This is a genomic window from Pseudomonas urethralis (assembly GCF_021602465.1).
Lineage (GTDB): Bacteria > Pseudomonadota > Gammaproteobacteria > Pseudomonadales > Pseudomonadaceae > Aquipseudomonas > Aquipseudomonas vlassakiae.
This window is the reverse complement of sequence record NZ_BQIJ01000024.1, coordinates 42,619-66,212: the sequence shown is the minus strand read 5'-3', so window position 1 is coordinate 66,212 and position 23,594 is coordinate 42,619. Positions and strand designations below refer to the sequence as shown.

Here is a 23,594-nt window from a genome sequence, read left to right as displayed (position 1 = left end):
GTGGCGGGTGAAGAGGGTGGGGGTATAGACACTTTTCATGATGGGCCATCCTGATGTGGGAGAGCCGTTTCTGACGGGAACGGGATGCCGCTATGTGAGCGTTCTTAAGCGCCTGAAAACACTATCTCGATGGTGAACGACAGGCAATGCCGCAGTTTGTAGGACACTTCCTGTTCTGATTTCTCAGGCAATAAAAAAGGCTGCCATTCGGCAGCCTTCTCGATACTCAGCCCGGACGATCAGTCCCAGCTCAGTGCACCACCGGTCTGATACTCGATCACGCGAGTCTCGAAGAAGTTCTTCTCCTTCTTCAAGTCCATGATCTCGCTCATCCACGGGAACGGGTTGGTAGTCCCCGGGTACTCTTCCTTCAGGCCAATCTGAGTCAGGCGACGGTTGGCGATGAACTTGAGGTAGTCCTCCATCATCGCTGCGTTCATGCCCAGCACGCCGCGTGGCATGGTGTCACGGGCGTATTCGATCTCCAGCTGGGTCCCTTGCAGGATCATCTGGGTCGCTTCTTCCTTCATCGCCGCGTCCCACAGGTGCGGGTTCTCGATCTTGATCTGGTTGATCACGTCGATACCGAAGTTCAGGTGCATCGACTCGTCACGCAGGATGTACTGGAACTGCTCGGCGACGCCGGTCATCTTGTTGCGGCGGCCCATCGACAGGATCTGGGTGAAGCCGCAGTAGAAGAAGATGCCTTCCAATACGCAGTAGTAGGCGATCAGGTTGCGCAGCAGCTCTTTGTCGGTCTCGACGGTGCCGGTGTTGAATTCCGGGTCGGAGATGGCGCGGGTGTACTTCAGGCCCCAGGCTGCCTTCTTAGCGACCGACGGGATCTCGTGGTACATGTTGAAGATCTCGCCTTCATCCATGCCCAGCGACTCGATGCAGTACTGGTAGGCGTGGGTGTGGATCGCCTCTTCGAAGGCCTGGCGCAGGATGTACTGGCGGCACTCCGGGTTGGTGATCAGGCGGTACACGGCCAGGGCCAGGTTGTTGGCAACCAGCGAGTCGGCGGTGGAGAAGAAGCCGAGGTTGCGCATGACGATGCGGCGCTCGTCTTCGGTCAGGCCGTCCATGCTCTTCCACAGGGCGATGTCGGCGGTCATGTTGACCTCCTGCGGCATCCAGTGGTTGGCGCAGCCGTCGAGGTACTTCTGCCAGGCCCAGTCGTACTTGAACGGTACCAGCTGGTTGAGGTCGGCGCGGCAGTTGATCATGCGCTTTTCGTCAACGGCGACGCGGGCCGAGGAGCCTTCCAGCTCGGCCAGGCCTTCGGCGATGTCGAGGGCGTCGAGGGCGGCCTTGGCACGCTTCACGGCGTCGGAGTCCGAGGCGGTGGCGGCGCGGGCTTCCAGGGCGGCGGCACCGCCGGCGCTGTCGAGCTTGTCGAGGGTGGCGGCGGCAGTGGCCTGCGCAGGGGTGTTGCCTTTGGCGGCGACTTCGCCGTCTTCTTTATCGAATTCGTCCCAGCTCAGCATGGTGAGATTCTCCTGCTTGAGGGCCATCTATGGAGTATGGCCGGTGGATCTTGGTTGCGGTGCGGTGCACGCAAATCTGGAATGCCCGGGGAGGGCTGGCCGGGGCTTTGCAGTCACGGCTTATTGTGTCTGGCTGTGGAGAGGCGGCGGGGAGTGCCGGCCTCATCGCGGGTAAACCCGCGCCCACAGGGTCCGCAGCGATGCGGATAACGCGTCGAGGCTTCCCGAAGGAAGCCTCGGCCTGGCCTTACTGGCAGGCTTCGCAGTCAGGCTCGTCGATCGCGCAGGCCTTCGGCACTGGCGCTGGGCCCGCTGCCTGGACCGGGGCACTGTCGCCACCGCTGGAAACGGCGTTGAGCTTGCCGGTGTTGATGGTCGACTTCTCGGTGCTGGTCGCGGCCAGGGCACGGAGGTAGTAAGTGGTCTTCAGACCACGGTACCAGGCCATGCGGTAGGTCACGTCCAGCTTCTTGCCCGAGGCGCCGGCGATGTACAGGTTCAGCGACTGGGCCTGGTCGATCCACTTCTGGCGACGCGAGGCGGCGTCGACGATCCACTTGGTCTCGACTTCGAACGCGGTGGCGTACAGGTCCTTCAGCTCTTGCGGGATACGCTCGATCTGCTGCACCGAACCGTCGTAGTACTTCAGGTCGTTGATCATCACCGAGTCCCACAGGCCGCGAGCCTTCAGGTCACGGACCAGATATGGGTTGATCACGGTGAATTCGCCCGACAGGTTCGATTTCACGTACAGGTTCTGGTAGGTCGGCTCGATCGACTGCGACACGCCGGTGATGTTGGCGATGGTCGCGGTTGGCGCGATGGCCATGATGTTCGAGTTACGAATGCCTTTCTGCACGCGGGCACGGACCGGCGCCCAGTCCAGCGACTCTTCCAGGTTGACGTCGATGTACTTCTGGCCACGGGCTTCGATCAGGATCTGTTGCGAATCCAGTGGCAGGATGCCCTTGGACCACAGCGAACCCTGGAACGTCTCGTAGGCGCCACGTTCGTCGGCCAGGTCGCAGGAAGCCTGGATCGCGTAGTAGCTGACCGCTTCCATCGACTTGTCGGCGAACTCGACGGCAGCGTCGGAGCCGTACGGGATGTGCTGCAGGTACAGCGCGTCCTGGAAGCCCATGATGCCGAGGCCGACCGGGCGATGCTTGAAGTTCGAGTTACGCGCTTGCGGCACCGAGTAGTAGTTGATGTCGATCACGTTGTCGAGCATGCGCACGGCGGTGTTCACGGTGCGTTGCAGCTTGGCGGTGTCCAGCTTGCCGTCGACGATGTGGTTCGGCAGGTTGATCGAGCCCAGGTTGCAGACCGCGATCTCGTCCTTGTTGGTGTTCAGGGTGATCTCGGTGCACAGGTTCGAGCTGTGGACCACGCCCACGTGCTGCTGCGGCGAACGCAGGTTGCACGGGTCCTTGAAGGTCAGCCACGGGTGGCCGGTCTCGAACAGCATCGACAGCATCTTGCGCCACAGGTCTTTGGCCTGGATGGTCTTGAACACCTTGATCTTGTTGTACTCGGTCAGGGCTTCGTAGTACTCGTAGCGCTCTTCGAAGGCCTTGCCGGTCAGGTCGTGCAGATCAGGCACTTCCGATGGCGAGAACAGGGTCCACTTGCCGTCATCGAAGACGCGCTTCATGAACAGGTCAGGGATCCAGTTGGCGGTGTTCATGTCGTGGGTACGACGGCGGTCATCACCGGTATTCTTGCGCAGCTCGATGAATTCTTCGATGTCCAGGTGCCAGGTTTCCAGGTAGGCACACACGGCGCCTTTGCGCTTGCCACCCTGGTTGACGGCTACGGCGGTGTCGTTGACCACTTTCAGGAACGGCACGACGCCCTGGGATTTGCCATTGGTGCCCTTGATGTAGGAGCCCAGTGCACGCACAGGGGTCCAGTCGTTGCCCAGGCCACCAGCGAATTTCGACAGCATGGCGTTGTCGTGGATCGCGTGGTAGATGCCCGACAGGTCGTCCGGCACGGTGGTCAGGTAGCAGCTCGACAGCTGTGGACGCAGGGTACCGGCGTTGAACAGGGTCGGCGTCGAAGCCATGTAGTCGAACGACGAGAGCAGGTTGTAGAACTCGATCGCACGGGCTTCTTTATCTTTCTCTTCCAGCGCCAGGCCCATGGCCACACGCATGAAGAACACCTGTGGCAGCTCGAAGCGCACGCCATCCTTGTGGATGAAGTAGCGGTCGTACAAGGTCTGCAGGCCCAGGTAGGTGAACTGCTGGTCGCGCTCGTGGTTGATCGCCTTGCCCAGTTTTTCCAGGTCGAAGTCGGCCAGGGCCGGGTTCAGCAGTTCGAACTCGATACCTTTGGCGACATAGGCTGGCAGGGCCTTGGCGTACAGGTCGGCCATCTCGTGGTGGGTGGCGCTGTCGGCAACCTTGAGGAAGCCCAGGCCTTCGGCACGCAGGGTGTCCATCAGCAGGCGGGCGGTGACGAACGAGTAGTTCGGCTCACGCTCGACCAGGGTACGGGCGGTCATCACCAGGGCGGTGTTGACGTCCTTGATGGCTACGCCGTCGTACAGGTTCTTCAGGGTTTCGCGCTGGATCAGGTCGCCATCGACTTCGGCCAGGCCTTCGCAGGCTTCGCTGATGATGGTGTTCAGGCGCGCCATGTCCAGCGGCGCCAGGCTGCCGTCGGCCAGGGTGATGCGGATGCTTGGGTGCGGCTCGACCACGGCCTCGGCGTTGCTGCGGGTCGCGCGCTCCTTGGCGCGCTGGTCGCGGTAGATCACGTAGTCACGGGCGACCTTCTGCTCGCCGGCACGCATCAGGGCCAGTTCGACCTGGTCCTGGATTTCTTCGATGTGGATGGTGCCACCCGATGGCATGCGACGCTTGAACGTGGCGGTGACCTGCTCGGTCAGGCGCGCAACGGTGTCGTGAATGCGCGACGAGGCAGCGGCGGTGCCGCCTTCAACTGCGAGGAACGCCTTGGTGATGGCCACGGTGATCTTGTCGTCGGTGTAGGGAACGACAGTGCCGTTGCGCTTGATCACGCGCAGTTGGCCCGGAGCGGTGGCGGCCAGATCCTGATTGGAATCGGCGGCCTGCGGCGCCAAAGCCTGCGGGTTCTCGCGAGTTGTGTCGGTTTGCATGGGTGGGTGTCTCCACAATTTCTATAGTGTTCAGGCGCTTTTTCGGCGCCCACCGTTCCGTCCACTTGCTCGATGGCCTTGGCGAGGATGCGTCATGCACGCGCATCCACCCGCTCGGGCGTACCGACTTCGGGACAGATCAGGAATAAGGGGCAATAACCTGCCGCTCCCTGGCCGAAGTCAAATGCTCACCGGGATGACCCCGAAAGCTGTTGCTCTCAAATGCTTCCGCTGGAGCGGTTTGGCTTATGAAACCACGTAAAGTTCTGCCAGAAATATCGCTTGAATTTCTGCGCTGACTGGTGTTGGTGACGAAAGGTCAACCCCAACATCTAGTGGTTCGTTGCGATAGGGATACAAGATAATGCGGTCTTGGGGGCTTTGCAAGGCAATCGCCTGTGGATAAGTTGTGCGTACTTTGTGAGTGAATAGTGGGTATTCCCTGTAGGCCTTGCGCCAAGAGGTTTGCACCATTTTTCACAGGGCTGCTGGCCGCAGCCAGAATTTTTCGGGCGCGCACCCTACCACAAAAAACGGTTCAGTCGAGGCTACCGGCGGGCAGGTTGGCAGTACTGGCGGGCGGCACGTAGTATCCGGGGGTGATGTTGCCTTTTGGTTAAAGGCCGGTACCGACAGAAAAACAATAATCCAAAGGCAGGGGCCATGGACCAACCCAGCAATCGCATCCTCATCGTCGAAGACGACCAGCGCCTGGCCGAACTCACCGCCGAATACCTGCAGGCCAACGGCTACGAGGTCGCCGTCGAGGGCGATGGCGCCCGCGCTGCGCGCCGCATCGTCGACAGCCAGCCGGACCTGGTGATCCTCGACCTGATGCTGCCCGGCGAAGACGGGCTGAGCATCTGCCGTCGCGTGCGTGGCCAGTACCCCGGCCCGATCCTGATGCTGACGGCCCGCAGCGACGAACTCGATCAGGTCCAGGGGCTGGACCTGGGGGCCGACGACTACGTGTGCAAGCCGGTGCGTCCGCGTTTGCTGCTGGCGCGGATCCAGGCCCTGCTGCGGCGCAGTGAAAGCCCAGAGTCCAAGCGCCATGACCTGGCCTTCGGTGCGCTGCGCATCGACAATCGCCTGCGCGAGGCCTGGCTCGGCGCGCAGCAGATCGACCTCACCGGCGCTGAATTCGACCTGCTCTGGCTGCTGGCCAGCAACGCCGGGCGAGTGCTCTCGCGTGAGCAGATCTTCACCGCCTTGCGCGGGGTCGGCTACGACGGCCAGGACCGTTCCATCGACGTGCGCATTTCCAGGATTCGCCCCAAGATCGGCGACGACCCGATCCACCCGCGGCTGATCAAGACGCTGCGCAGCAAGGGCTACCTGTTCGTCGGCGATGCCCCATGAACCGCTCGATTTTCCTGCGCATCTACGGCGGCATGCTCGCGGTGCTGGTGCTGGTGGCGCTGCTCGGCGCGCTCAGCCTGCACTGGGTCAACGAAGTGCGCGCGGCCCAGCACCGCGAACGCCTGGCCCAGGGCACGTTCAGCCTGATGGCCGACAACCTGGCGCAGCAGAACGAAACCGAGCGCAAGCGCTCGCTGTTGATGTGGGAGCGCTTGCTGGGCGTGCCGCTGGCGCTGCAGCCGATGTCGGCGCGTACCCTCGATGGCGGCCAGCGCGCTCGCCTGAACCGTGGCCTGGTGGTGGTGGAGAAGACCGGGCCACACGCCGCCCAGGTGCTGCGCAAGGTCGGCCAGGAGGACCTGATGCTGGTGGCTCAGGTCAAGCAGGTCAGCGAGCAGCTGGCGCGTGCCACGCTTTATCTGTTGGCCGATGAGCTGGTGCGCTACCCGGTGACCGAGCAGCAGCAGCGCCTGGCGGACATCACCCAGAGCAAGGGCTTCGGCTTTGGCGTCGCCCTGCAGCGCATCGAGCGGGTCGGCCTGGACGACGACCAGCGGCGCCGGGTGGAGGAGGGGGACACGGTGATGGCGCTGGGTCGCGATGGTGACTCCATCCGTGTGTTCGCCGGCCTGCCAGGTTCGCCGTTGGTGCTGGAGATCGGTCCGCTCTATCAACTCAACCCTTATCCACCGCAGCTGCTGATCCTGATTGCCTTTCTTGGCCTCTGCCTCATCGGCCTGGTGGTGTACCTGCTGGTGCGCCAGCTGGAGCGGCGCGTGTCAGGCATGGAAATCGCCGCCACGCGTATCGCCCAAGGCAGCCTGGACACCCGCGTGCCGGCCGGTGATGCCGATTCGGTGGGGCGCCTGGCTGCGGCATTCAATGGCATGGCCGAGCACCTGCAACGTTCGCTGAACATGCAACGCGAACTGGTGCGTGCGGTGTCGCATGAACTGCGCACCCCGGTGGCACGCCTGCGCTTTGGCCTGGAGATGATCGAAAGTGCGCCCACCGAGCAGGCCCGCGCCAAGCACCTGGCCGGCATGGATGGCGATATCCAGGACCTGGACCAGCTGGTCGACGAGATGCTCACCTATGCGCGGCTGGAGCAGGGTGCCCCGGCGCTGAAGTTCCAGCGGGTCGAACTGGATGCCTTGCTCGACCGGGTGATCGAAGAACTGGCGCCGCTCAACAGCAAGGTCCGTTTGCTGCGCGGGGCGTGCCTGGCCAGCGACGGCTGCTGGGTCGAGGCCGAACCGCGCTACCTGCATCGTGCGCTGCAGAATCTGGTGAGCAATGCCTTGCGTCACGCCAGCAGTGAAGTGCGCCTGAGCTACCAGTTGGGGCAGCAGCGTTGCCGCATCGATGTCGAAGACGATGGCCCGGGGATCCCCGAGGGGGTGTGGGATCGCATCTTCACCCCCTTCACCCGGCTCGATGACAGTCGCACCCGCGCTTCCGGCGGGCATGGCCTGGGCCTGTCGATCGTGCGGCGGATCATCTACTGGCACGCAGGCCGGGCCACGGTGGGGCGCAGCGAGGCGCTGGGCGGGGCCTGCTTCAGCCTCAGCTGGCCGCGTGAACAGGCTCCGCAGTAAGGCTCAGACGCTGATCAGGCTGAGCAGGTGGCCGTCCTGCAGGCAGAACTGGCCTTCGACTTCGGCGCCGTGTCGCCACTGCGGCGACAGGTCAGTGAGCAGGCGTAGACGCGCCAGGCCATCGGCGGACCACGCCAGCACTTCGGCATGCTCGAAATAGAAGCGCTGCCGGGTGAGCGGGTAGAGGGCCTTGAACAGGCTTTCCTTGAACGAGAAGGTCAGGGTGACCGTGAGGCCCAGCTGGCCAGGGGCCAACCGTTCGCGTTCGGCGGGCGTAAGGATCTCGCCCATGAGCCGCTCGGCGCGCTCGTCTTCCAGCAGCGCTTCCTGGTCCAGGCCGAGGCTACGGCAGGTGCCCTCGGCAGCGACCACCGCAGCGGCCCAGCCTTTGCCGTGGGTGATCGAGCCGTGGATACCCGTGGGCCAGATCGGCGAGCGGTCCTCATGGCTGCCGGGCACGTAGTCGCGGCCATCCAGGCGCTGCAGTGCAGCGCGGGCGCAAACGCGGCCGGCCAGGTACTCGGCCTGGCGCTTGGCCACCGAACGCTGCAGGCTGGCACTGGGCACGATGCCGGCGCGCTGGAAGTCATCGGCGGCCAGGTGGGCGGGGTCGAAGGCACAGCTGACCAGCACTGCGCCGGGCAGTGGGCGGGGCAGGGGCCAGTGATGCTGGAGCGGGGCGCAGCAGGCGGGGAGTGTGTTCATGACCGGTATTGTGCCAGTCGTGAGTCGCATGTGGGAGATGGGGCCGCAAAGCGGCCCCTGCGATCTTTACTTGAACACTTGCTTGAAGAACGCCTGCATGTCCGCCCAGGAGCTCTTGTCCGCCGCCTCGTTGTAGCCAATGTCGGGCCCGCCATGATCACCATGGCTCAGTCGGTCCGCATCCGGGTTGGTGAAGCCATGCTTGGCGCCGGGAATGCTGACGAACTGGTAGTTGACCTTGGCCGCGTCCATCTCCTTCCTGAAGGCATCCACTTGTTGCGGGGTGACCATGCTGTCCGCCGCGCCGTGCTCGACCAGCACGTAGGCCCGCACCTTGCCAGGCTCGGTGACTGGTGTCTGGGTGGCCAGCGCGCCGTGGAAACTCACCACGGCATCCAGGTGTTCACCCCGGCGTGCGGCATCCAGCACCACCTTGCCGCCGAAGCAGTAACCCACCGCGCCGAGCTTGTGCTTGTCGGTGTAGGGCTGTTTCTTCAGCATTTCCAACCCAGCGTCAAAGCGCGTGGCCGATACCGCCGGATCCTTCATCGCCTCAGCCATGAACGCCTGGGCATCCTGTGGGTGCTCGGTGTGCTTGCCTTCGCCATACATGTCGATGGCCAACGCGCTGTAGCCCAACGCGGCGAGGTCGCGGGCACGGCGTTTGGCGTAGTCGTTCAGCCCCCACCACTCGTGCACCACCAGCACGCCCGGGCGTTTACCCTTCACGGCGTCGTCGTACGCGTAATAGCCGACCAGCGCGGTGCCGTCGTCATCTTGGTAACGAATCTCGCGGGTCTGCACTGCCGCTTGGGCTATGACGGCGCTACACATCAGAATCAGGGCCAGCAGGGCACGCATGTTGACTACTCCTTGTTTGCACACGAATCGTTCAGCCGCGGTTCAGTCAGGGTTCAGCCGCGGTTCAGGGCACCCTGCTTACTCTAGCTTCCAGACCGCAACAGCGCATTCAACTGGAGTAAGAAGTCATGAAAACCTTCAACACCCTGCTCGCTGCCATGGCCGTGTGCGCCGCTGGCATGACCACTGCCCAGGCCGCCGATGACACCTTCGCCAGCCTCACCTACGGCCAGACCAGCGACAAAGTACGCAAATCCGGGCTGTTGCAGAGCAACACCGACCACCTGAACGCCGACGGTATCATCGGCAAGGACGATACCTGGGGTGTGCGCCTGGGCAAGATCAATGATCAGGCCCGCTACTACATGACCTATGACAACGTTTCCGGTGACCACAGCGGCTACAAGCTGCGCCAGGAAAACCTGCTCGGCAGCTACGACCTGCTGCTGCCGGTGGGGGACACCACCAAGCTGTTCGGCGGCGGCAGCCTGGGCGTGACCAAGCTGACCCAGGATTCGCCGGGCGCCAGCCGGGATACCGACTACGGCTATGCTGTCGGCTTGCAGGCCGGGGTGATCCAGGAGATCACCGACAAGGCTTCGATGGAGCTGGGGTATCGCTACCTGCGCACCAACGCTGCTACCGAAGTGGGCGCCAGTGGCGGGCCGAAGGACGGCACCTTGCGCCTGACCAGCAGTGCTCAGACGTATCTGGCTGCAACCTACAAGTTCTGACCGGCGAGCCGGGTTATCCTGTACCGGCCTCTTCGCGGGTAAACCCGCTCCCGCAGGGATCGCACAGCTTTCACAATCTGTGCAGTCCCCGTGGGAGCGGGGTTGCCCGCGAAAGGGCCGTTACAGGCAGTACATTAATGAGGAGCGTTGAATGAAACTGCTGGTGGTCGAGGACGAAGCCCTGCTGCGGCACCACCTCCATACGCGTCTGGGCGAAAGCGGCCATGTGGTCGAAGCGGTGGCCAATGCCGAAGAGGCGCTGTACCAGGCCGAACACTTTCACTTCGACCTGGCCATCGTCGACCTTGGCCTGCCGGGCATCAGCGGGCTTGAACTGATCGGCCGCCTGCGCAACCAGGGCAAGGCCTTCCCCATCCTTATTCTCACCGCCCGTGGCAACTGGCAGGACAAGGTCGAAGGCCTGGCTGCCGGTGCCGATGACTATCTGGTCAAGCCGTTCCAGTTCGAAGAACTCGAGGCACGCCTGAACGCCTTGCTGCGCCGTTCCAGCGGGTTCACCCAATCGACCATCGCCGCCGGGCCCCTGGTGCTTGACCTCAACCGCAAGCAGGCGACCCTGGATGAACAGCCGCTGGCGCTGACGGCCTATGAGTACCGCATCCTCGAGTACCTCATGCGACATCACCAGCAGGTAGTGGCCAAGGACCGCCTGATGGAGCAGCTCTATCCCGGCGACGAGGAGCGCGACCCGAACGTGATCGAGGTGCTGGTCGGCCGCCTGCGCCGCAAACTCGAGGGCGAGAACGGTTTCAAGCCGATCGACACGGTGCGCGGCCTGGGCTACCTGTTCACCGAGCGCTGCCGATGATCCGCTCGCTGCGGGTACGCCTGATGCTGGCGGCCGCGGTGCTGGCGCTGCTGTTCATGCTGGCCTTGTTGCCAGCCTTGCAGAAGGCTTTCAGCCTGGCCCTGCAGGAGTCGATCGAGCAGCGCCTGGCTTCGGACGTGACCACGCTGATTTCCGCAGCGCGCATCGAGCATGGCCAGTTGCAGATGCCAGACTTGCTCCCGGATGAACGCTACAACCTGCCCTATACCGGCCTGCTCGGCTACATCTTCGACCGTGACGGCAACCTGGTCTGGCGCTCGCGTGCCACCAGCGACCGCCATATCAACTACCGCCCGCGCTACGACGGGCGCGGCAACGAGTTTGCCCGCATCCGCCAGGACGATGGCGAAGAGTTCTTCGTCTATGACGTCGAGATCAAGCTGCTCGGTGGCCAGAGCGCGGCCTACAGTATCGTGGCGCTGCAACCGGTGAGTGAATACCGGGCCACGCTCGATGGCCTGCGCGAAAAACTCTACCTGGGCTTTGGCGCGGCCTTGCTGGTCTTGCTGGCGCTGCTCTGGGCCGGCCTGACCTGGGGGTTGCGTTCGTTGCGCCGGTTGAGTATCGAGCTGGATGAAGTGGAGTCTGGCGCACGTGATGGCCTCAGTGGTGAGCACCCACGGGAACTGCTGCGCCTGACCCGTTCGCTGAACCGCCTGCTGAGCAGCGAACGCGAGCAGCGCACCCGTTACCGCGATTCATTGGGCGATCTGGCCCACAGCCTGAAGACCCCGCTGGCGGTGTTGCAGGGGGTGGGGGAGAGCATGCAGCAGCGTGCCGGCGAGCGCGAACAGGCGCGGGTGCTGCAGAGCCAGATCGAGCGCATGAGCCAGCAGATCGATTACCAGCTGCAGCGCGCCAGCCTGCGCAAGAGCGGCCTGGTGCGCCACAACGTGCTGTTGCGGCCGGTGCTGGAGAGCTTGTGCAGCACCTTGGCCAAGGTCTATCGCGACAAGCGCGTCGAGGTCGAGCTGGATATACCGGCACAGTCGCACGTGCCGATGGAGCAGGGGGCCTTGCTGGAGCTGCTGGGCAATCTGCTGGAGAACGCCTACCGGCTCAGCCTGGGGCGCGTGCGGGTGAGCCTGCAGGAGGCACCTGGCACGCTGAGGGTGTGCATCGAGGACGATGGCCCCGGGGTGCCGGCCGACCAGCGTGAGAGGATTCTCGAGCGCGGTGAACGGCTGGACCGGCAGCACCCGGGGCAGGGTATTGGTCTGGCGGTGGTCAAGGACATCGTCGACAGCTATGGCGCCGGGCTGACCCTTGATGAGTCCGCGTTGGGCGGGGCCGTCTTCTGCATCACCTTCCACCTGGATTGATGCCACTCCGGGCGGGCGGATTCCCGCCATATCCCTTGTACATTTCCCGCCATCGGGCGGAAATCCGCCACCATTGCTCGGAAGAATCGCCCCGTCGTTGGGCATTTACAGCCCGTAAACAGTAGCGCTGCACCCAAGATGGGCATTTTGGCATCGCCCTTGCTATCTCACTTGGCAGAGGCCTGCCCAGGCAGCTCGAACACAACGACAAATCCCTCCAGGTGCAGGAGGGTTAGCGATTCAGGTGCCCGAACACCCTGGGAAGGGTGACGCCGGCACACTTGAGGAAAATGAGCCATGACGACACGTCAGCCGCTGTACAAATCCCTGTATGTCCAGGTGTTGGTCGCCATCACCATCGGCATCCTGCTCGGCCACTTCTACCCTGAAACCGGCGTCGCCCTGAAGCCTTTGGGCGATGGTTTCGTCAAACTGATCAAGATGGTCATCGCGCCCATCATCTTCTGTACCGTGGTCAGCGGCATCGCCGGCATGCAGAGCATGAAGTCGGTCGGCAAGACCGGCGGCTACGCGCTGTTGTACTTCGAGATCGTCTCCACCATCGCCCTGATCATCGGCCTCGTGGTCGTCAACGTGGTCCAGCCGGGCGCTGGCATGCACATCGACGTCAGCACCCTGAACGCCAGCAGTGTGGCCGCCTACGCCGCCGCCGGCGCGCAGCAGACCACCGTCGGCTTCCTGCTCAACATCATCCCCAGCACCGTGGTGGGCGCCTTCGCCAACGGCGACATCCTGCAGGTGTTGATGTTCTCGGTGATCTTCGGCTTCGCCCTGCACCGCCTGGGCAGCTACGGCAAGCCGGTGCTGGACCTGATCGACCGCTTCGCCCACGTGATGTTCAACATCATCAACATGATCATGAAGCTGGCCCCGGTCGGTGCCTTCGGCGCCATGGCCTTCACCATCGGCCAGTACGGCGTGGGCTCGCTGGTGCAGCTGGGCTATCTGATGGCGTGCTTCTACATCACCTGCCTGCTGTTCGTGCTGCTGGTGCTGGGCGCTATCTGCCGCGCCCACGGCTTCAGCGTCCTCAAGCTGATCCGCTACATCCGTGAAGAGCTGATGATCGTGCTGGGTACTTCCTCCTCGGAGTCGGCCCTGCCACGCATGCTGGCCAAGATGGAGCGCCTGGGTGCCAAGAAGTCGGTCGTCGGCCTGGTGATCCCGACCGGCTACTCGTTCAACCTCGACGGTACCTCGATCTACCTGACCATGGCTGCGGTGTTCATCGCCCAGGCCACCGACACCCACATGGACATCACTCACCAGATCACCCTGCTGCTGGTGCTGCTGGTGGCTTCCAAGGGGGCTGCCGGCGTGACCGGCTCGGGCTTCATCGTGCTGGCTGCCACCCTGTCGGCCGTTGGCCACCTGCCGGTTGCCGGCCTGGCGCTGATCCTTGGCATCGACCGCTTCATGTCCGAAGCCCGCGCACTGACCAACCTGATCGGCAACGCCGTGGCCACCGTGGTGGTGGCCAAGTGGGTGAAGGAGATGGACGACGACAAGCTGGCCTCCGAGCTGGCTTCCGGTGGCGCACCGCTGGAGTTGTCGGTGCCTACCGATGATTTGGGCGTGGCGGAAACCCCGGTACGCTGATCCTCAGGCGGTAAAAAAGAAGGCGACCCTCGGGTCGCCTTTCTTGTGTCTGGCTATTCGAGGCGGGTTTCACCGCTGTACACCAGAATCGCGCGGCAGCGCCGGCACAGGTAGCGGCGCCCCTGGCGCACCAGCTTGTGCCGCTGCGCGGTAAACGGGAAATCACTCTCCGGGCACGGGCAGCGGTAGATGTAGCGGGTCACCACGCGCCGCTGCACTGCATAATTGTGGCAACGGTTCGGCGGCAGTTCATACACCCCACGCATGATCAGCTGCCACTCCTCGCCATGGGCCTGGATGCGGTCACCGAACAGCTGATGGGCCACCAGGTGCGCCACTTCATGGGCCACGGTCTGGCGCAGGAAGTCGTCCTGGTTCTCGCGATACAGTTGCAGGTTGAAGCGCAGCAGGTTCTCGTGCAGGTGGGCGACGCCGGCTTTCTGGCCGCGTAGCTTGAAGCTGACTTCCGGGCGCGGGAAGGGGCGTTTGAAGAAGGCTTCGGCTTGCTGGTAACAGGTTTCGACGCGTTGTTTGAGCAGCTCGGGCATGGCGGGGTGGTTCTCCTGACCGGGCATTATGCCGCATGCCAGTCGCGCTTGCCGAGCCACCGGTCAGCAAGCAGCCATCGGTACAAACACAAAGGCCGCCTTTGCGGCGGCCTCTGCTTGATGCCCTATGTTGGCTGGATCTGATCTAGTTGGTGTACACCGGCCCCACGCCCAAGCCCCAGATGATCACGGTTGCGGCCATGATCGCCACCAGCACTACGAGGCCTACGGCCAGTACTGAGCTTGAGAACAGGAAGCCTTCATCCGACGGTATGTTCATGAACGTCGGCAAGCCGACATACAGCAGGTACACGGTGTAGCAAATGGCAGCGGTCCCCACCAGCATGCCCAACCACAAGTGCGGATAGAGCGCCGCCAGGCCGCCGAGGAACAGCGGAGTGGCGGTGTACGTGGCAAAGGCGATGCAGTGCGCCATGGACGGGTTGGCGTCGTAGGTGCGGGCCATCCAGTGAATGAACGCACCCATCACCGCAACCCCGGCGAGCATCGCCACGTAGGACATGATGCTCATCCAGATCGCGCTATCCATGGTCAGCATCACCGCCGGCCGGCCACCGATCACCCAGCCCACCTGGGTTGTGCCGATAAACGCCGAAATGGCGGGAATCGCCGCCAAAATGAGGGTATGGGTCAGGTACATGTGGCTGATGCTTTCTTCTTCGCCACGAATCTCCCGCCATTCCTGGTCGGGATGGGTAAACAGCCCCACAACGTGATGAATCATGCCGGTCACTCCTCTCAATGTTGCCAATCGCCCCCCACGTGGAGCGCAAGCGGCCCGAGGCCAAGGCACCGAAGCAGAACGGTAATGTGGCCTTATGTCGCAGTATAGGAAGTCAATCCCTGCACAAACCCCGCTTTTTAGAGCAAATTGCGCTGTCGCGGCCGCTGTTGATTACCTTGAAGTCTTTATCGGAATCCCTACAGGTGCGCGTGGTTTGTGCGTAAAATAGCCGGCTTTTGTCACACCTCGCGGATCCAAGCGCTATGGGCACCCTCTCGGTCAACCAGAACAAACTGCAAAAACGCCTGCGTCGTCTCGCTGGCGAAGCCATCACCGACTACAACATGATCGAAGATGGCGACAAGGTCATGGTCTGCCTGTCTGGCGGCAAGGACAGCTACACCATGCTCGACGTTCTGTTGCACCTGCAGAAGGTGGCACCGATCAAGTTCGAGATCGTCGCGGTGAACATGGACCAGAAGCAGCCAGGCTTCCCCGAGCATGTGCTGCCGGCGTACCTCAAGGAGTTGGGCGTCGAGTACCACATCGTCGAGAAGGACACCTACTCGGTGGTCAAGGAACTGGTCCCCGAGGGCAAGACCACCTGCTCGCTGTGCTCGCGCCTGCGCCGTGGCACGCTGTATACCTTCGCCGATGAGATCGGCGCGACCAAGATGGCCTTGGGGCACCACCGCGACGACATCGTCGAAACTTTCTTCCTCAATATGTTCTTCAACGGCGCGCTCAAGGGCATGCCGCCAAAGCTGCGTGCCGACGACGGCCGTAACGTGGTGATCCGCCCGCTGGCCTACTGCAGCGAGAAGGACATCCAGGCCTACTCCGACATGAAGCAATTCCCGATCATCCCGTGCAACCTCTGCGGCTCGCAAGAGAACCTGCAGCGCCAGGTGGTCAAGGACATGCTGGTGGAGTGGGAGCGCAAGCACCCGGGCCGGACCGAGAGCATCTTCCGCGCCCTGCAGAACGTGGCGCCGTCGCAGCTGGCCGACCGCAACCTGTTCGACTTCACCAGCCTGAAGATCGACGAAAACGCCACCCCGCGTTTCCTCGACGTGGTGAACCTCTGAAGCCATGCGCGATTACCAGTGGCTGCACGAGTATTGCCTGAACCGCTTCGGCTCGGCCAAGGCGCTGGAGGCCTTTCTGCCGCAGCCGCGCACGCCTGCGCAGTTGCGCGACATCGCTGACGACCGCTACCTGTCGACCCTGGCCCTGCGTGTATTTCGCGCCGGGCTCAAGCACAGCCTGGTGGATGCCAAGTGGCCAGCGTTCGAACAGGTGTTCTTCGGCTTCGACCCGGAGAAAGTCGTGCTGATGGGAGCCGAGCACCTGGAGCGCTTGATGCACGACGAACGCATCATCCGCCACCTGGGCAAGCTCAAGAGCGTGCCACGCAATGCGCAGATGATCCTCGATGTGGCAAAGGAGAAGGGCAGCTTCGGCGCGTTCATCGCCGACTGGCCAGAGACCGACATCGTCGGGCTGTGGAAGTACCTGGCCAAGCACGGCAACCAGTTGGGCGGGTTGTCGGCGCCGCGCTTCCTGCGCATGGTCGGCAAGGACACCTTCATCCCCACCGAAGACATGGCGGCGGCGTTGATTGCACAGAAGGTGATCGACAAGCAGCCGACCAGTCAGCGTGACCTGGCCCTGGTACAGCAAGCGTTCAATCAATGGCACGCAGAGAGCGGGCGACCGCTGTGCCAGTTGTCGGTGATGCTGGCGCATACCGTCAACCACTGAGTCCTGTACTGGCTGCTGCGCGGGTAAACCCGCGAAGCAGCTAGCGCCCTTCGCCCGCCATGCGCCGCTCGTACTGAAACTTCCAGCGCACATACAACAGCCCGGCCACGAACAGCCCCAGGCTCGCCAGCACTTCCACCCAGCCAAACAGCGCACGCGCCGGATCGAACGCTGCCAGCACGCCCTTGATGAAGTAGATGTTCACCACGAAGCAGGTCCAGGCATGCGCACGGGCACTGCCCATCAGCATGCCCGGCAGCAGCAACAGCAGCGGCACCAGTTCGATCGCCAGGATCACTTCGACCCGCGCACCATGCAGGTTGGCGAACCACAGGTTGTTGACCACCAGCAGCGCGATCAGGCCAAGGAAGAAGGCCAGGCTGAGCGCCCGCGTCAGGCGCAGGCGCGGTGCCAGCCATTCGAGCGGCGGCAACACCTTGGGCTTTCTAGCCACGCGCGGCCTCCAGGGCCTTGGCGGTAGTCGCCAGGCGTTGGCCAAGGGCACGGCACAAGGCGATCTCGTGGGGGTCCAGTTCACGCTTGCCGTCGGCGCCGGCGTGGTGGCTGGCGCCATAAGGCGTGCCGCCACCACGGGTCTCCAGCAGCGCCGACTCGCTGTACGGCAGGCCCATCACCAGCATGCCGTGGTGCATCAGTGGCAGCATCATCGACAGCAAGGTGGTTTCCTGGCCGCCGTGCAGGCTGGCGGTGGAGGTGAACACGCCGGCCGGCTTGCCGACCAGCTCGCCACCCAGCCACAGGCTGCTGGTGCCGTCGAGGAAGTACTTCAGCGGTGCGGCCATGTTGCCGAAGCGGGTCGGGCTGCCCAGCACCAGGCCAGCGCAGTGGCGCAGGTCGTCGAGGGTGGCGTACAGCGCGCCGCTGGCCGGGATGTCCGGGGCTACCGCTTCGCATTCGGTGGAAATCGCCGGCACCGTGCGCAGGCGTGCTTCCATGCCGGCCAGCTCGATGCCGCGGGCGATGTGCCGGGCCATCTCACTGGTCGAGCCGTGGCGGCTGTAATACAGCACCAGAATGTACGGCGCACTCACGGCAGGATCTCCAGGACCTTCTCCGGCGGGCGGCCGATCACGGCCTTGTCACCGGCGACCAGGATCGGGCGTTCGATCAGCTTGGGGTGGTTTACCATGGCGTCGATCAGCTGCGCGTCGCTCAGCGCCGGGTTTGCCAGATCAAGGGATCTGTATTCGTCTTCACCGCTGCGCAGCAGCTGGCGGGGGGCGATGCCCAGCTTGCCGAGCAGGGCCTTGAGGGTGGCGGCATCGGGCGGGGTTTCCAGGTAGCGCACGATGGTCGGTGCCAGGCCGCGTTGTTCAAGCAGTTCCAGCGCGCCGCGGGATTTCGAGCAGCGCGGGTTATGATAGAGCGTCAAGTCAGTCATGTCGGGTCGCATCCAGCTGGGTGTGGCAGCTATTCTAACCGCAGCGACTGACCTATTTGCTTGAAACTTCGAGAAGGATTGACCCATGGCAAGGCGTCTGGCAGCAGTACTGGCCATCACCGCGAGCCTTTTGCTCGGTGGTTGCGGTGCCGATTACGGCGTGGACCAAGATGGCAAGACGGTAAAGGCGGAGCAGATCGACGGGCACTGGGTAGTGCTCAACTACTGGGCCGAATGGTGTGGCCCGTGCCGTACCGAGGTACCTGAACTGAACCAGGCGGCCAAGCAGTGGGCTGCCGATGGCATCAAGGTGGTCGGGGTGAATTTCGATGGCCTGCAAGGGCCTGAGCTGAAGCAGGCCGCCGAGGCCTTGGGCATCGGCTTCACCGTGCTGGCCCAGGACCCGGCCGAGCGTTATGACCTGCCACGCAGCGAGGCGCTGCCGGTGACCTACATCATCGATGACAAGGGCAAGGTGCGTGAACAACTGATGGGCGAGCAGACCCTGGAAGGGCTGCAGGCCAAGATCAAGGCCCTGAAGGGCGCCTGATGGAGGAGGGGCCGCCAGGCGGCCCCAACGTTTTCAGCCTTCTTCGGGCCAGAAGCGCAGGGGTTTGCCTGCTTCAGGCCAGAAGCGCAACTGCTCGATAGGCGACACATCCCAGCGCTGCACCGTTTCCAGCGCCTGCAGGAAGCGCTTTTCCTGCTCCATCAACGCCGGGGCACACAGTTTGCGGGTCTTGCCGACCTTGCCGAAGCTCAGGTGCTCACCGTCCAGCGTGTACGGCGCAAACCAGTGGTTGCAACCGGCATTGCCGTAGGCGCGGCCATCGCTGGCCAGGGTCAGGGTCAGGTGGCTGTAGTCGATCAGCGGACGTTCGCCAATCCACTCCAGCACGTAGCTGCGTTCCTGCTGCAGCTTGGAAGGTTCGGCAGCACAGCCGAGCAGGCCGGTGGCAATCAGCACGCCGGTCAGCAGATTCTTCACTCGGCGCTCTCCTGGCAACGCGGGCACAGGTGCTTGTCGCCACGGCTGGCCCAGCCCAGCTCGGCAACACGGGCGCTGGCAGCCGGCTGACGGGCCGCCTTGCCGAGTTTGGCGTCGACGGCGAACTCGAAGTCCAGCACCGCGTCGCAGCTGTCGCACTCGACCTTCCAGGTGAGGATTTCCAGCTCGTTGAACACCGGGCCGCTGGCCACGGCTACCCATTGGCCACGTGGGTTGATCAGGTGGCGCACGCTCTCGACGGTCAGGCGCATGGCCAGGTCCTTGCTGCCCTTGAGGGTCACGATCAGGACGTCGCCTTTGTGCATCGAGCCACCGTTGCCGGTCACCTGATAGCGGCCCGGAACCAGGGCGCGGCACTCGATCAGGGTGTGTTGCGGGTTGAAAAGGGTATAGCGGAAATCGTGCTCGACCATGGGTCCTCCAGAAATGCCGCGTATCCTAGCATCAACCGCTGACCAGATCCTGCGGATTACCCGCCGCCCAGCGGATGATGTTGTCCAGGGTGGTGGCGGCGATCGCGTCCAGGGCCTCGCGGGTCAGGAATGCCTGGTGCGCGGTGATGATCACGTTGGGGAAGGTCAGCAGACGTGCCAGCACATCATCCTGCAGCGGCAGGTCGGAGCGGTCCTCGAAGAACAGCTGGGCTTCTTCTTCGTAGACGTCCAGGCCCAGGTAGCCGAGCTGGCCGCTTTTCAGGGCGTCGATCAGTGCCGGTGTGTCGACCAGCGCGCCACGCCCGGTGTTGATCAGCATGGCGCCCGGCTGCAACTGGCCCAGGCTTTGTGCATTGATCAGGTGCCGGGTGTGCTCGGTCAGCGGGCAGTGCAGGCTGATGACCTGCGCCTCGCGCAGCAGGTCGGGCAATGCCATGTAGCGCGCGCCAAGGGCCAGCAGTTCCGGGTTGGGGTAGGGGTCATACGCCAGCAACTGGCAGCCGAAACCGGCCATGATACGGGCAAAGGCGCTGCCGATCTGGCCAGTGCCGACTACGCCGACGGTCTTGCCATGCAGGTCGAAGCCGGTCAGCCCGTGCAGGGTGAAGTCACCTTCGCGGGTGCGGTTGTAGGCCCGGTGCAGGCGGCGGTTGAGCGCCAGGATCAAGGCCACGGCATGCTCGGCCACGGCATGTGGCGAATAGGCCGGCACGCGCACCACGGCCAGGCCAAGGCGCTGCGCCGCTGCCAGGTCGACGTGGTTGTAGCCGGCCGAGCGCAGGGCGATCAGCCGCGTACCACCTGCGGCCAGGCGCTGCAGCACCTGGGCGTCTAGCTCGTCGTTGATGAAGGCGCAGACAACCTCGTAGCCCTGGGCCAGCGCGGCGGTGTCGAGGGTCAGGCGGGTGGGCTGGAAGTGCAGGTCAAGGGTGTTGTCACGGGCGGCCTGCATGAAGCTTTCCTGGTCGTAGTGCTGGCTGCTGAATAACAGAACGCGCATGGTGAGAGTCCTTTGCAGTGCATGCCTTGGGTGGTGTGGTGCCATGAAGATAAAGCGCCGCCCGTGCGGCGCACGATCTCACAGGCGCCGAAAATATCCGGTCAAGCGCTCAGCCGCGCCTGCGCCGCCAACCGATTGATCGCCGCGTCCAGCTCGTCCAGCGCCTGCTGGGCCTGCGGGCTGTCCTGCTTGAGCAGTGTCTCGCTGCGCTGACACGCCGCCCGCAACTGCGGCACACCGCAGTAACGCGAGGCACCATTGAGCCGGTGTACCTGCTCGATCAGCGTCGCGCTGTCAGCTGCCTCGCGAGCGGAGCGAATCGCCTGGCGGTCGGTTTCCAGCGACGCCAGCAGCATGGCCAGCATGTCCGCTGCCAGGTCTGGCTTGCCGGCAGCCAGGCGCAAGCCTTCGTCCGGGTCCAGCACAGGTAGCTCATGGCCGTCACCCAGTGGCTCGCTGGCATGCTCCGGTGGCGATGCGCCGAGGCTCAGCCCGGTCCACTTCAGCACTACCTGGGCCAACTGCCGCTCGCTGATCGGCTTGGTCAGGTAATCGTCCATGCCGCTGTGCAACAGAGCGCGTTTCTCGTTGGCCATGGCATGCGCAGTCAGGGCGACGATCGGCATCGGGTTGCCGCTCTGGGTCTTTTCCCACAGACGGATCTGCTCGGTGCAGGCGCGGCCGTCCATGCCGGGCATCTGCACGTCCATCAACACCAGGTCGAAAGGCTCAGCCTGGACCGCCTGCACGGCGGCAAGGCCGTTGTCGACCGCCAGCACTTCGGCGCCCAGGTCCTCGAGCAGCGTCTGTACCAGCAACAGATTGGCGGCATTGTCGTCGACGCACAGAATCTTCGCCCGGCGCTGGCCGCTGCCGGGCAACCCCGGTTCGGCCTGCAGCCGTCGCGGTTGTACCAGTTCCAGCAACAGGCGGCGTAACTTGCGCGTGCAGGTGGGCTTGGACAGCAGTTGGCCATGGCCGTTGGGCAGGAAGGGGTGATACAGCGCCTGCTCGGTGGTCGGGCACAGCACCACGCACTGGCAGTGCAGGCGCTCCAGTTGCTGGTTGTACTGGCCGAGCTGTTCCGGTGAAAGCGTACCGAGGTTGGCCCCGAGCACCGCGAACTCGAAGGGCATGCCGGCCTGGAAGCCGGCCTTCACGCCTTGCAGCAACTGGTCGTAGGACGCGAACAGGCTGACGCTCAGGCCGCAATCCTCGAGCTGGTGCTCCAAGGCCTGGCGCGCCAGCTCATGGCCGTCGACGATGGCCACTCGGCGACCCAGCAGCGGTTGCAGCGGCTGCTCCTCGATGTCGTCGTGTGCCTTGGGCAGGCTCAGGCTGATCCAGAACTGCGAACCTTCGCCCGGCGTGCTGTCGACACCGATTTCGCCGCCCATCTGCTCGATCAGGCGCTTGGAAATCACCAGCCCCAGGCCGGTACCGCCGGGTTGACGGGCCAGTGAATTGTCGGCCTGGCTGAAGGCCTGGAACAGCGTGCGCACGTCCTGGGGTGACAGGCCGATGCCGGTGTCCTGCACACTGATGCGCAGCTGGGCGCTGTCTTCGTGTTCGTCATCGAGCATCGCCCGGACGACAATGGTGCCTTCGCGGGTGAACTTGATCGCGTTGCTCACCAGGTTGGTGAGGATCTGTTTCAGCCGCAAGGGGTCGCCGATCAGCGAAATCGGCGTATCGCGGTAGATCAGGCTGAGCAGTTCGAGCTGCTTGGCGTGGGCGGCGGGGGCGAGGATCGTCAAGGTGTCCTGGACCAGGTCGCGCAGGTTGAACGGGATGCTGTCGAGCACCAGCTTGCCCGCTTCGATCTTGGAGAAGTCGAGGATCTCGTTGATGATCCCCAGCAGGTTGTCGGCGGACTTCTCGATGGTGTTCAGGTAGTCCAACTGCCGTGGGGTCATCTCGCTCTTCTGCAGCAGGTGGGTGAAGCCGAGGATGCCATTGAGCGGGGTGCGGATTTCGTGGCTCATGTTGGCCAGGAATTCCGATTTGATGCGGCTGGCCTCCAGGGCCTCCTTGCGCGCCATGTCCAGCTCGATGTTCTGGATCTCGATGGTTTCCAGGTTCTGGCGTACGTCCTCGGTCGCTTGGTCGATGCTGTGCTGCAGCTCTTCGTGGGCGCCGTGCAAGGTCTCGGCCATGCGGTTGATGCCGCGGGCCAGTTCATCCAGCTCATGGCTGCCCATGGCCGGCAGGCGTTCGTCGAGGTGGCCGTCCTTGAGCAGGTTGACCGTCTGCTTGATGCGTGCGATCGGGTCATTGATGGTACGGCTCATGCGCATCGCCAGCAGGCCACTGAGGGCCAGGCAGGCGAGGATCAGCAGCACACTGGTGAACAGGTTGCGATAGCCACGCAGCAGCGTGCCGTCGTGGGACAGCTCGATCTCGACCCAGCCGAGCAGGCGCTCGGCTTCGGCCGGTACGGCATCGGTGGCCAGATCGCGGTGGTGGCCGAACACCGGCATCAGGTAACGGGTGGCGTCGTTGCCGGTGCGCTGCAGCAACTGCGTGCCGGTACCGCCGCTGGGCGCCTGGTTGATCATGCTCGGCCCGGCATGGGCCAGGCGGCTGCGGTCGGGGGCTAGGAAGGCCACGGCACGCACGTCGGCCTGCTCCAGGGTCTGCGCGGCAATGCGCTCCAGCTGGGCAGGCGCCTGGCGTGCCAGGGCCGGTGCGGCCAGCGGGGCCAGTTGCTCGGCGAGCATCTTGCCGCGCTGCAGCAGCTGGGTGCGCAACTGGTCTTGCTGCAGCCAGGTGAAATAGCTGCCCAGCACCAGTGCCATCAAGCTGGCAGGCAGCAATGCCAGCAGCAGCACCCGGCTTCTGATTCCCAAACGATCGAGCACACTCGCCTCCTGTAATGTGCCTGGATGCCGACGTCGCTGCGACGGCACAAAGCGGAAAGTTACTCCGCTGGCTGCGCTATTGCACCCTTTGAATGTCATTTCGTGCCGCGCCAAGGCATGGGGCGCAGGCAGTTGCCTGAAAGGAGAGCATGCACAATAATC

General features: G+C 63.8%; 22 protein-coding genes. 9 read left to right on the top strand and 13 right to left on the bottom strand.

What is annotated here, in order from left to right:
* Positions 1-239: 239 nt before the first annotated feature.
* Together L6D64_RS25960 and L6D64_RS25955 are read right to left on the bottom strand one after the other, a co-directional pair.
* On the bottom strand, positions 240-1,490 hold the full coding sequence (locus L6D64_RS25960; RefSeq protein WP_054885584.1) for a ribonucleotide-diphosphate reductase subunit beta: 1,251 nt from the start codon (positions 1,488-1,490) through the stop codon (positions 240-242).
* Between the two features lie 247 nt (positions 1,491-1,737).
* On the bottom strand, positions 1,738-4,617 hold the full coding sequence (locus L6D64_RS25955) for a ribonucleoside-diphosphate reductase subunit alpha (RefSeq protein ID WP_176509486.1): 2,880 nt from the start codon (positions 4,615-4,617) through the stop codon (positions 1,738-1,740).
* A gap of 663 nt (positions 4,618-5,280) precedes the next feature.
* On the opposite strand from L6D64_RS25955, the gene L6D64_RS25950 reads away from it, so the two are divergent.
* Entirely contained in the window at positions 5,281-5,979 is a 699-nt protein-coding gene (locus L6D64_RS25950; protein WP_054885582.1) for a response regulator, read from the top strand.
* A complete protein-coding gene (locus L6D64_RS25945; protein WP_176509485.1) occupies positions 5,976-7,577 on the top strand; it encodes an ATP-binding protein in 1,602 nt (533 codons plus the stop codon). Before L6D64_RS25950 ends, L6D64_RS25945 begins: the two co-directional genes overlap by 4 nt.
* Positions 7,578-7,580: 3 nt before the next feature.
* On the opposite strand, the gene L6D64_RS25940 is transcribed toward L6D64_RS25945, so the two are convergent.
* Both L6D64_RS25940 and L6D64_RS25935 read right to left on the bottom strand, forming a co-directional pair.
* On the bottom strand, positions 7,581-8,282 hold the full coding sequence (locus tag L6D64_RS25940; RefSeq protein ID WP_176509484.1) for a 4'-phosphopantetheinyl transferase family protein: 702 nt from the start codon (positions 8,280-8,282) through the stop codon (positions 7,581-7,583).
* A 66-nt stretch (positions 8,283-8,348) separates the two neighbouring features.
* Positions 8,349-9,143: a dienelactone hydrolase family protein gene (locus L6D64_RS25935; protein ID WP_176509483.1), complete on the bottom strand. Its 795-nt coding sequence runs from the start codon at positions 9,141-9,143 to the stop codon at positions 8,349-8,351.
* A 128-nt stretch (positions 9,144-9,271) separates the two neighbouring features.
* Here L6D64_RS25935 and L6D64_RS25930 point away from each other — a divergent pair, with 128 nt between their 5' ends.
* The 4 genes from L6D64_RS25930 to L6D64_RS25915 all read left to right on the top strand — a co-directional run bounded on the left by L6D64_RS25930 (position 9,272) and on the right by L6D64_RS25915 (position 13,669).
* Entirely contained in the window at positions 9,272-9,877 is a 606-nt protein-coding gene (locus L6D64_RS25930) for an outer membrane beta-barrel protein (RefSeq protein ID WP_176509482.1), read from the top strand.
* Between the two features lie 151 nt (positions 9,878-10,028).
* Positions 10,029-10,706 (top strand): response regulator, encoded by a 678-nt coding sequence (locus tag L6D64_RS25925; RefSeq protein ID WP_176509481.1) that lies wholly within the window; start codon positions 10,029-10,031, stop codon positions 10,704-10,706.
* Positions 10,703-12,049: an ATP-binding protein gene (locus L6D64_RS25920; RefSeq protein WP_176509480.1), complete on the top strand. Its 1,347-nt coding sequence runs from the start codon at positions 10,703-10,705 to the stop codon at positions 12,047-12,049. The genes L6D64_RS25925 and L6D64_RS25920 overlap by 4 nt, the downstream gene beginning before the upstream one ends.
* 297 nt (positions 12,050-12,346) lie before the next feature.
* Positions 12,347-13,669, top strand: coding sequence for a dicarboxylate/amino acid:cation symporter (locus L6D64_RS25915; protein ID WP_176509479.1), 1,323 nt, complete (start codon positions 12,347-12,349; stop codon positions 13,667-13,669).
* A gap of 53 nt (positions 13,670-13,722) precedes the next feature.
* On the opposite strand, the gene L6D64_RS25910 is transcribed toward L6D64_RS25915, so the two are convergent.
* Positions 13,723-14,217 (bottom strand): SprT family zinc-dependent metalloprotease, encoded by a 495-nt coding sequence (locus tag L6D64_RS25910; RefSeq protein ID WP_176509478.1) that lies wholly within the window; start codon positions 14,215-14,217, stop codon positions 13,723-13,725.
* Between the two features lie 145 nt (positions 14,218-14,362).
* Entirely contained in the window at positions 14,363-14,962 is a 600-nt protein-coding gene (locus tag L6D64_RS25905) for a Yip1 family protein (protein WP_176509477.1), read from the bottom strand.
* A gap of 263 nt (positions 14,963-15,225) precedes the next feature.
* Here L6D64_RS25905 and ttcA point away from each other — a divergent pair, with 263 nt between their 5' ends.
* Both ttcA and L6D64_RS25895 read left to right on the top strand, forming a co-directional pair.
* Complete coding sequence (gene ttcA / locus L6D64_RS25900) at positions 15,226-16,050, top strand: tRNA 2-thiocytidine(32) synthetase TtcA (protein ID WP_176509476.1); 825 nt, start codon at positions 15,226-15,228, stop codon at positions 16,048-16,050.
* Between the two features lie 4 nt (positions 16,051-16,054).
* Complete coding sequence (locus L6D64_RS25895) at positions 16,055-16,726, top strand: DNA-3-methyladenine glycosylase I (protein ID WP_176509475.1); 672 nt, start codon at positions 16,055-16,057, stop codon at positions 16,724-16,726.
* Between the two features lie 40 nt (positions 16,727-16,766).
* On the opposite strand, the gene L6D64_RS25890 is transcribed toward L6D64_RS25895, so the two are convergent.
* From L6D64_RS25890 to arsC, 3 genes are read right to left on the bottom strand one after another with little or no spacing between them, the layout of a single operon-like run.
* On the bottom strand, positions 16,767-17,180 hold the full coding sequence (locus L6D64_RS25890) for a DUF2069 domain-containing protein (protein ID WP_176509474.1): 414 nt from the start codon (positions 17,178-17,180) through the stop codon (positions 16,767-16,769).
* On the bottom strand, positions 17,173-17,778 hold the full coding sequence (gene wrbA / locus L6D64_RS25885; protein WP_054885569.1) for an NAD(P)H:quinone oxidoreductase: 606 nt from the start codon (positions 17,776-17,778) through the stop codon (positions 17,173-17,175). Before wrbA ends, L6D64_RS25890 begins: the two co-directional genes overlap by 8 nt.
* Positions 17,775-18,128 carry an arsenate reductase (glutaredoxin) gene (gene arsC / locus L6D64_RS25880; RefSeq protein ID WP_176509473.1) on the bottom strand — a complete coding sequence of 118 codons (354 nt, stop codon included), beginning with the start codon at positions 18,126-18,128 and terminating at the stop codon, positions 17,775-17,777. Before arsC ends, wrbA begins: the two co-directional genes overlap by 4 nt.
* Before the next feature lie 85 nt (positions 18,129-18,213).
* Here arsC and L6D64_RS25875 point away from each other — a divergent pair, with 85 nt between their 5' ends.
* A complete protein-coding gene (locus tag L6D64_RS25875) occupies positions 18,214-18,678 on the top strand; it encodes a TlpA disulfide reductase family protein (RefSeq protein ID WP_054885567.1) in 465 nt (154 codons plus the stop codon).
* A 33-nt stretch (positions 18,679-18,711) separates the two neighbouring features.
* Here the strand turns inward: L6D64_RS25875 and L6D64_RS25870 are convergent, their stop codons facing one another.
* From L6D64_RS25870 to L6D64_RS25855, 4 genes are all read right to left on the bottom strand, one after another.
* A complete protein-coding gene (locus tag L6D64_RS25870) occupies positions 18,712-19,116 on the bottom strand; it encodes an META domain-containing protein (RefSeq protein ID WP_176509472.1) in 405 nt (134 codons plus the stop codon).
* Entirely contained in the window at positions 19,113-19,550 is a 438-nt protein-coding gene (locus L6D64_RS25865; protein ID WP_054885565.1) for a hypothetical protein, read from the bottom strand. Before L6D64_RS25865 ends, L6D64_RS25870 begins: the two co-directional genes overlap by 4 nt.
* A 31-nt stretch (positions 19,551-19,581) precedes the next feature.
* Positions 19,582-20,571 (bottom strand): 2-hydroxyacid dehydrogenase, encoded by a 990-nt coding sequence (locus L6D64_RS25860; protein WP_176509471.1) that lies wholly within the window; start codon positions 20,569-20,571, stop codon positions 19,582-19,584.
* 101 nt (positions 20,572-20,672) lie between these two features.
* A complete protein-coding gene (locus L6D64_RS25855) occupies positions 20,673-23,432 on the bottom strand; it encodes a response regulator (protein ID WP_176509470.1) in 2,760 nt (919 codons plus the stop codon).
* Between the last annotated feature and the right edge of the window lie 162 nt (positions 23,433-23,594).

Bases quoted from the DNA above. Each gene is read 5' to 3' on its own strand.
- L6D64_RS25910 (WP_176509478.1), bottom strand. From the start codon at position 14,217: ATGCCCGAGCTGCTCAAACAACGCGTCGAAACCTGTTACCAGCAAGCC.
- ttcA (WP_176509476.1), top strand. From the start codon at position 15,226: ATGGGCACCCTCTCGGTCAACCAGAACAAACTGCAAAAACGCCTGCGT.
- L6D64_RS25930 (WP_176509482.1), top strand. From the start codon at position 9,272: ATGAAAACCTTCAACACCCTGCTCGCTGCCATGGCCGTGTGCGCCGCT.
- L6D64_RS25940 (WP_176509484.1), bottom strand. From the start codon at position 8,282: ATGAACACACTCCCCGCCTGCTGCGCCCCGCTCCAGCATCACTGGCCC.
- arsC (WP_176509473.1), bottom strand. From the start codon at position 18,128: ATGACTGACTTGACGCTCTATCATAACCCGCGCTGCTCGAAATCCCGC.
- L6D64_RS25960 (WP_054885584.1), bottom strand. From the start codon at position 1,490: ATGCTGAGCTGGGACGAATTCGATAAAGAAGACGGCGAAGTCGCCGCC.
- L6D64_RS25915 (WP_176509479.1), top strand. From the start codon at position 12,347: ATGACGACACGTCAGCCGCTGTACAAATCCCTGTATGTCCAGGTGTTG.
- L6D64_RS25865 (WP_054885565.1), bottom strand. From the start codon at position 19,550: ATGGTCGAGCACGATTTCCGCTATACCCTTTTCAACCCGCAACACACC.
- L6D64_RS25950 (WP_054885582.1), top strand. From the start codon at position 5,281: ATGGACCAACCCAGCAATCGCATCCTCATCGTCGAAGACGACCAGCGC.
- L6D64_RS25920 (WP_176509480.1), top strand. From the start codon at position 10,703: ATGATCCGCTCGCTGCGGGTACGCCTGATGCTGGCGGCCGCGGTGCTG.
- L6D64_RS25895 (WP_176509475.1), top strand. From the start codon at position 16,055: ATGCGCGATTACCAGTGGCTGCACGAGTATTGCCTGAACCGCTTCGGC.
- L6D64_RS25935 (WP_176509483.1), bottom strand. From the start codon at position 9,143: ATGCGTGCCCTGCTGGCCCTGATTCTGATGTGTAGCGCCGTCATAGCC.
- L6D64_RS25945 (WP_176509485.1), top strand. From the start codon at position 5,976: ATGAACCGCTCGATTTTCCTGCGCATCTACGGCGGCATGCTCGCGGTG.
- L6D64_RS25955 (WP_176509486.1), bottom strand. From the start codon at position 4,617: ATGCAAACCGACACAACTCGCGAGAACCCGCAGGCTTTGGCGCCGCAG.
- L6D64_RS25875 (WP_054885567.1), top strand. From the start codon at position 18,214: ATGGCAAGGCGTCTGGCAGCAGTACTGGCCATCACCGCGAGCCTTTTG.
- L6D64_RS25925 (WP_176509481.1), top strand. From the start codon at position 10,029: ATGAAACTGCTGGTGGTCGAGGACGAAGCCCTGCTGCGGCACCACCTC.
- L6D64_RS25905 (WP_176509477.1), bottom strand. From the start codon at position 14,962: ATGATTCATCACGTTGTGGGGCTGTTTACCCATCCCGACCAGGAATGG.
- L6D64_RS25860 (WP_176509471.1), bottom strand. From the start codon at position 20,571: ATGCGCGTTCTGTTATTCAGCAGCCAGCACTACGACCAGGAAAGCTTC.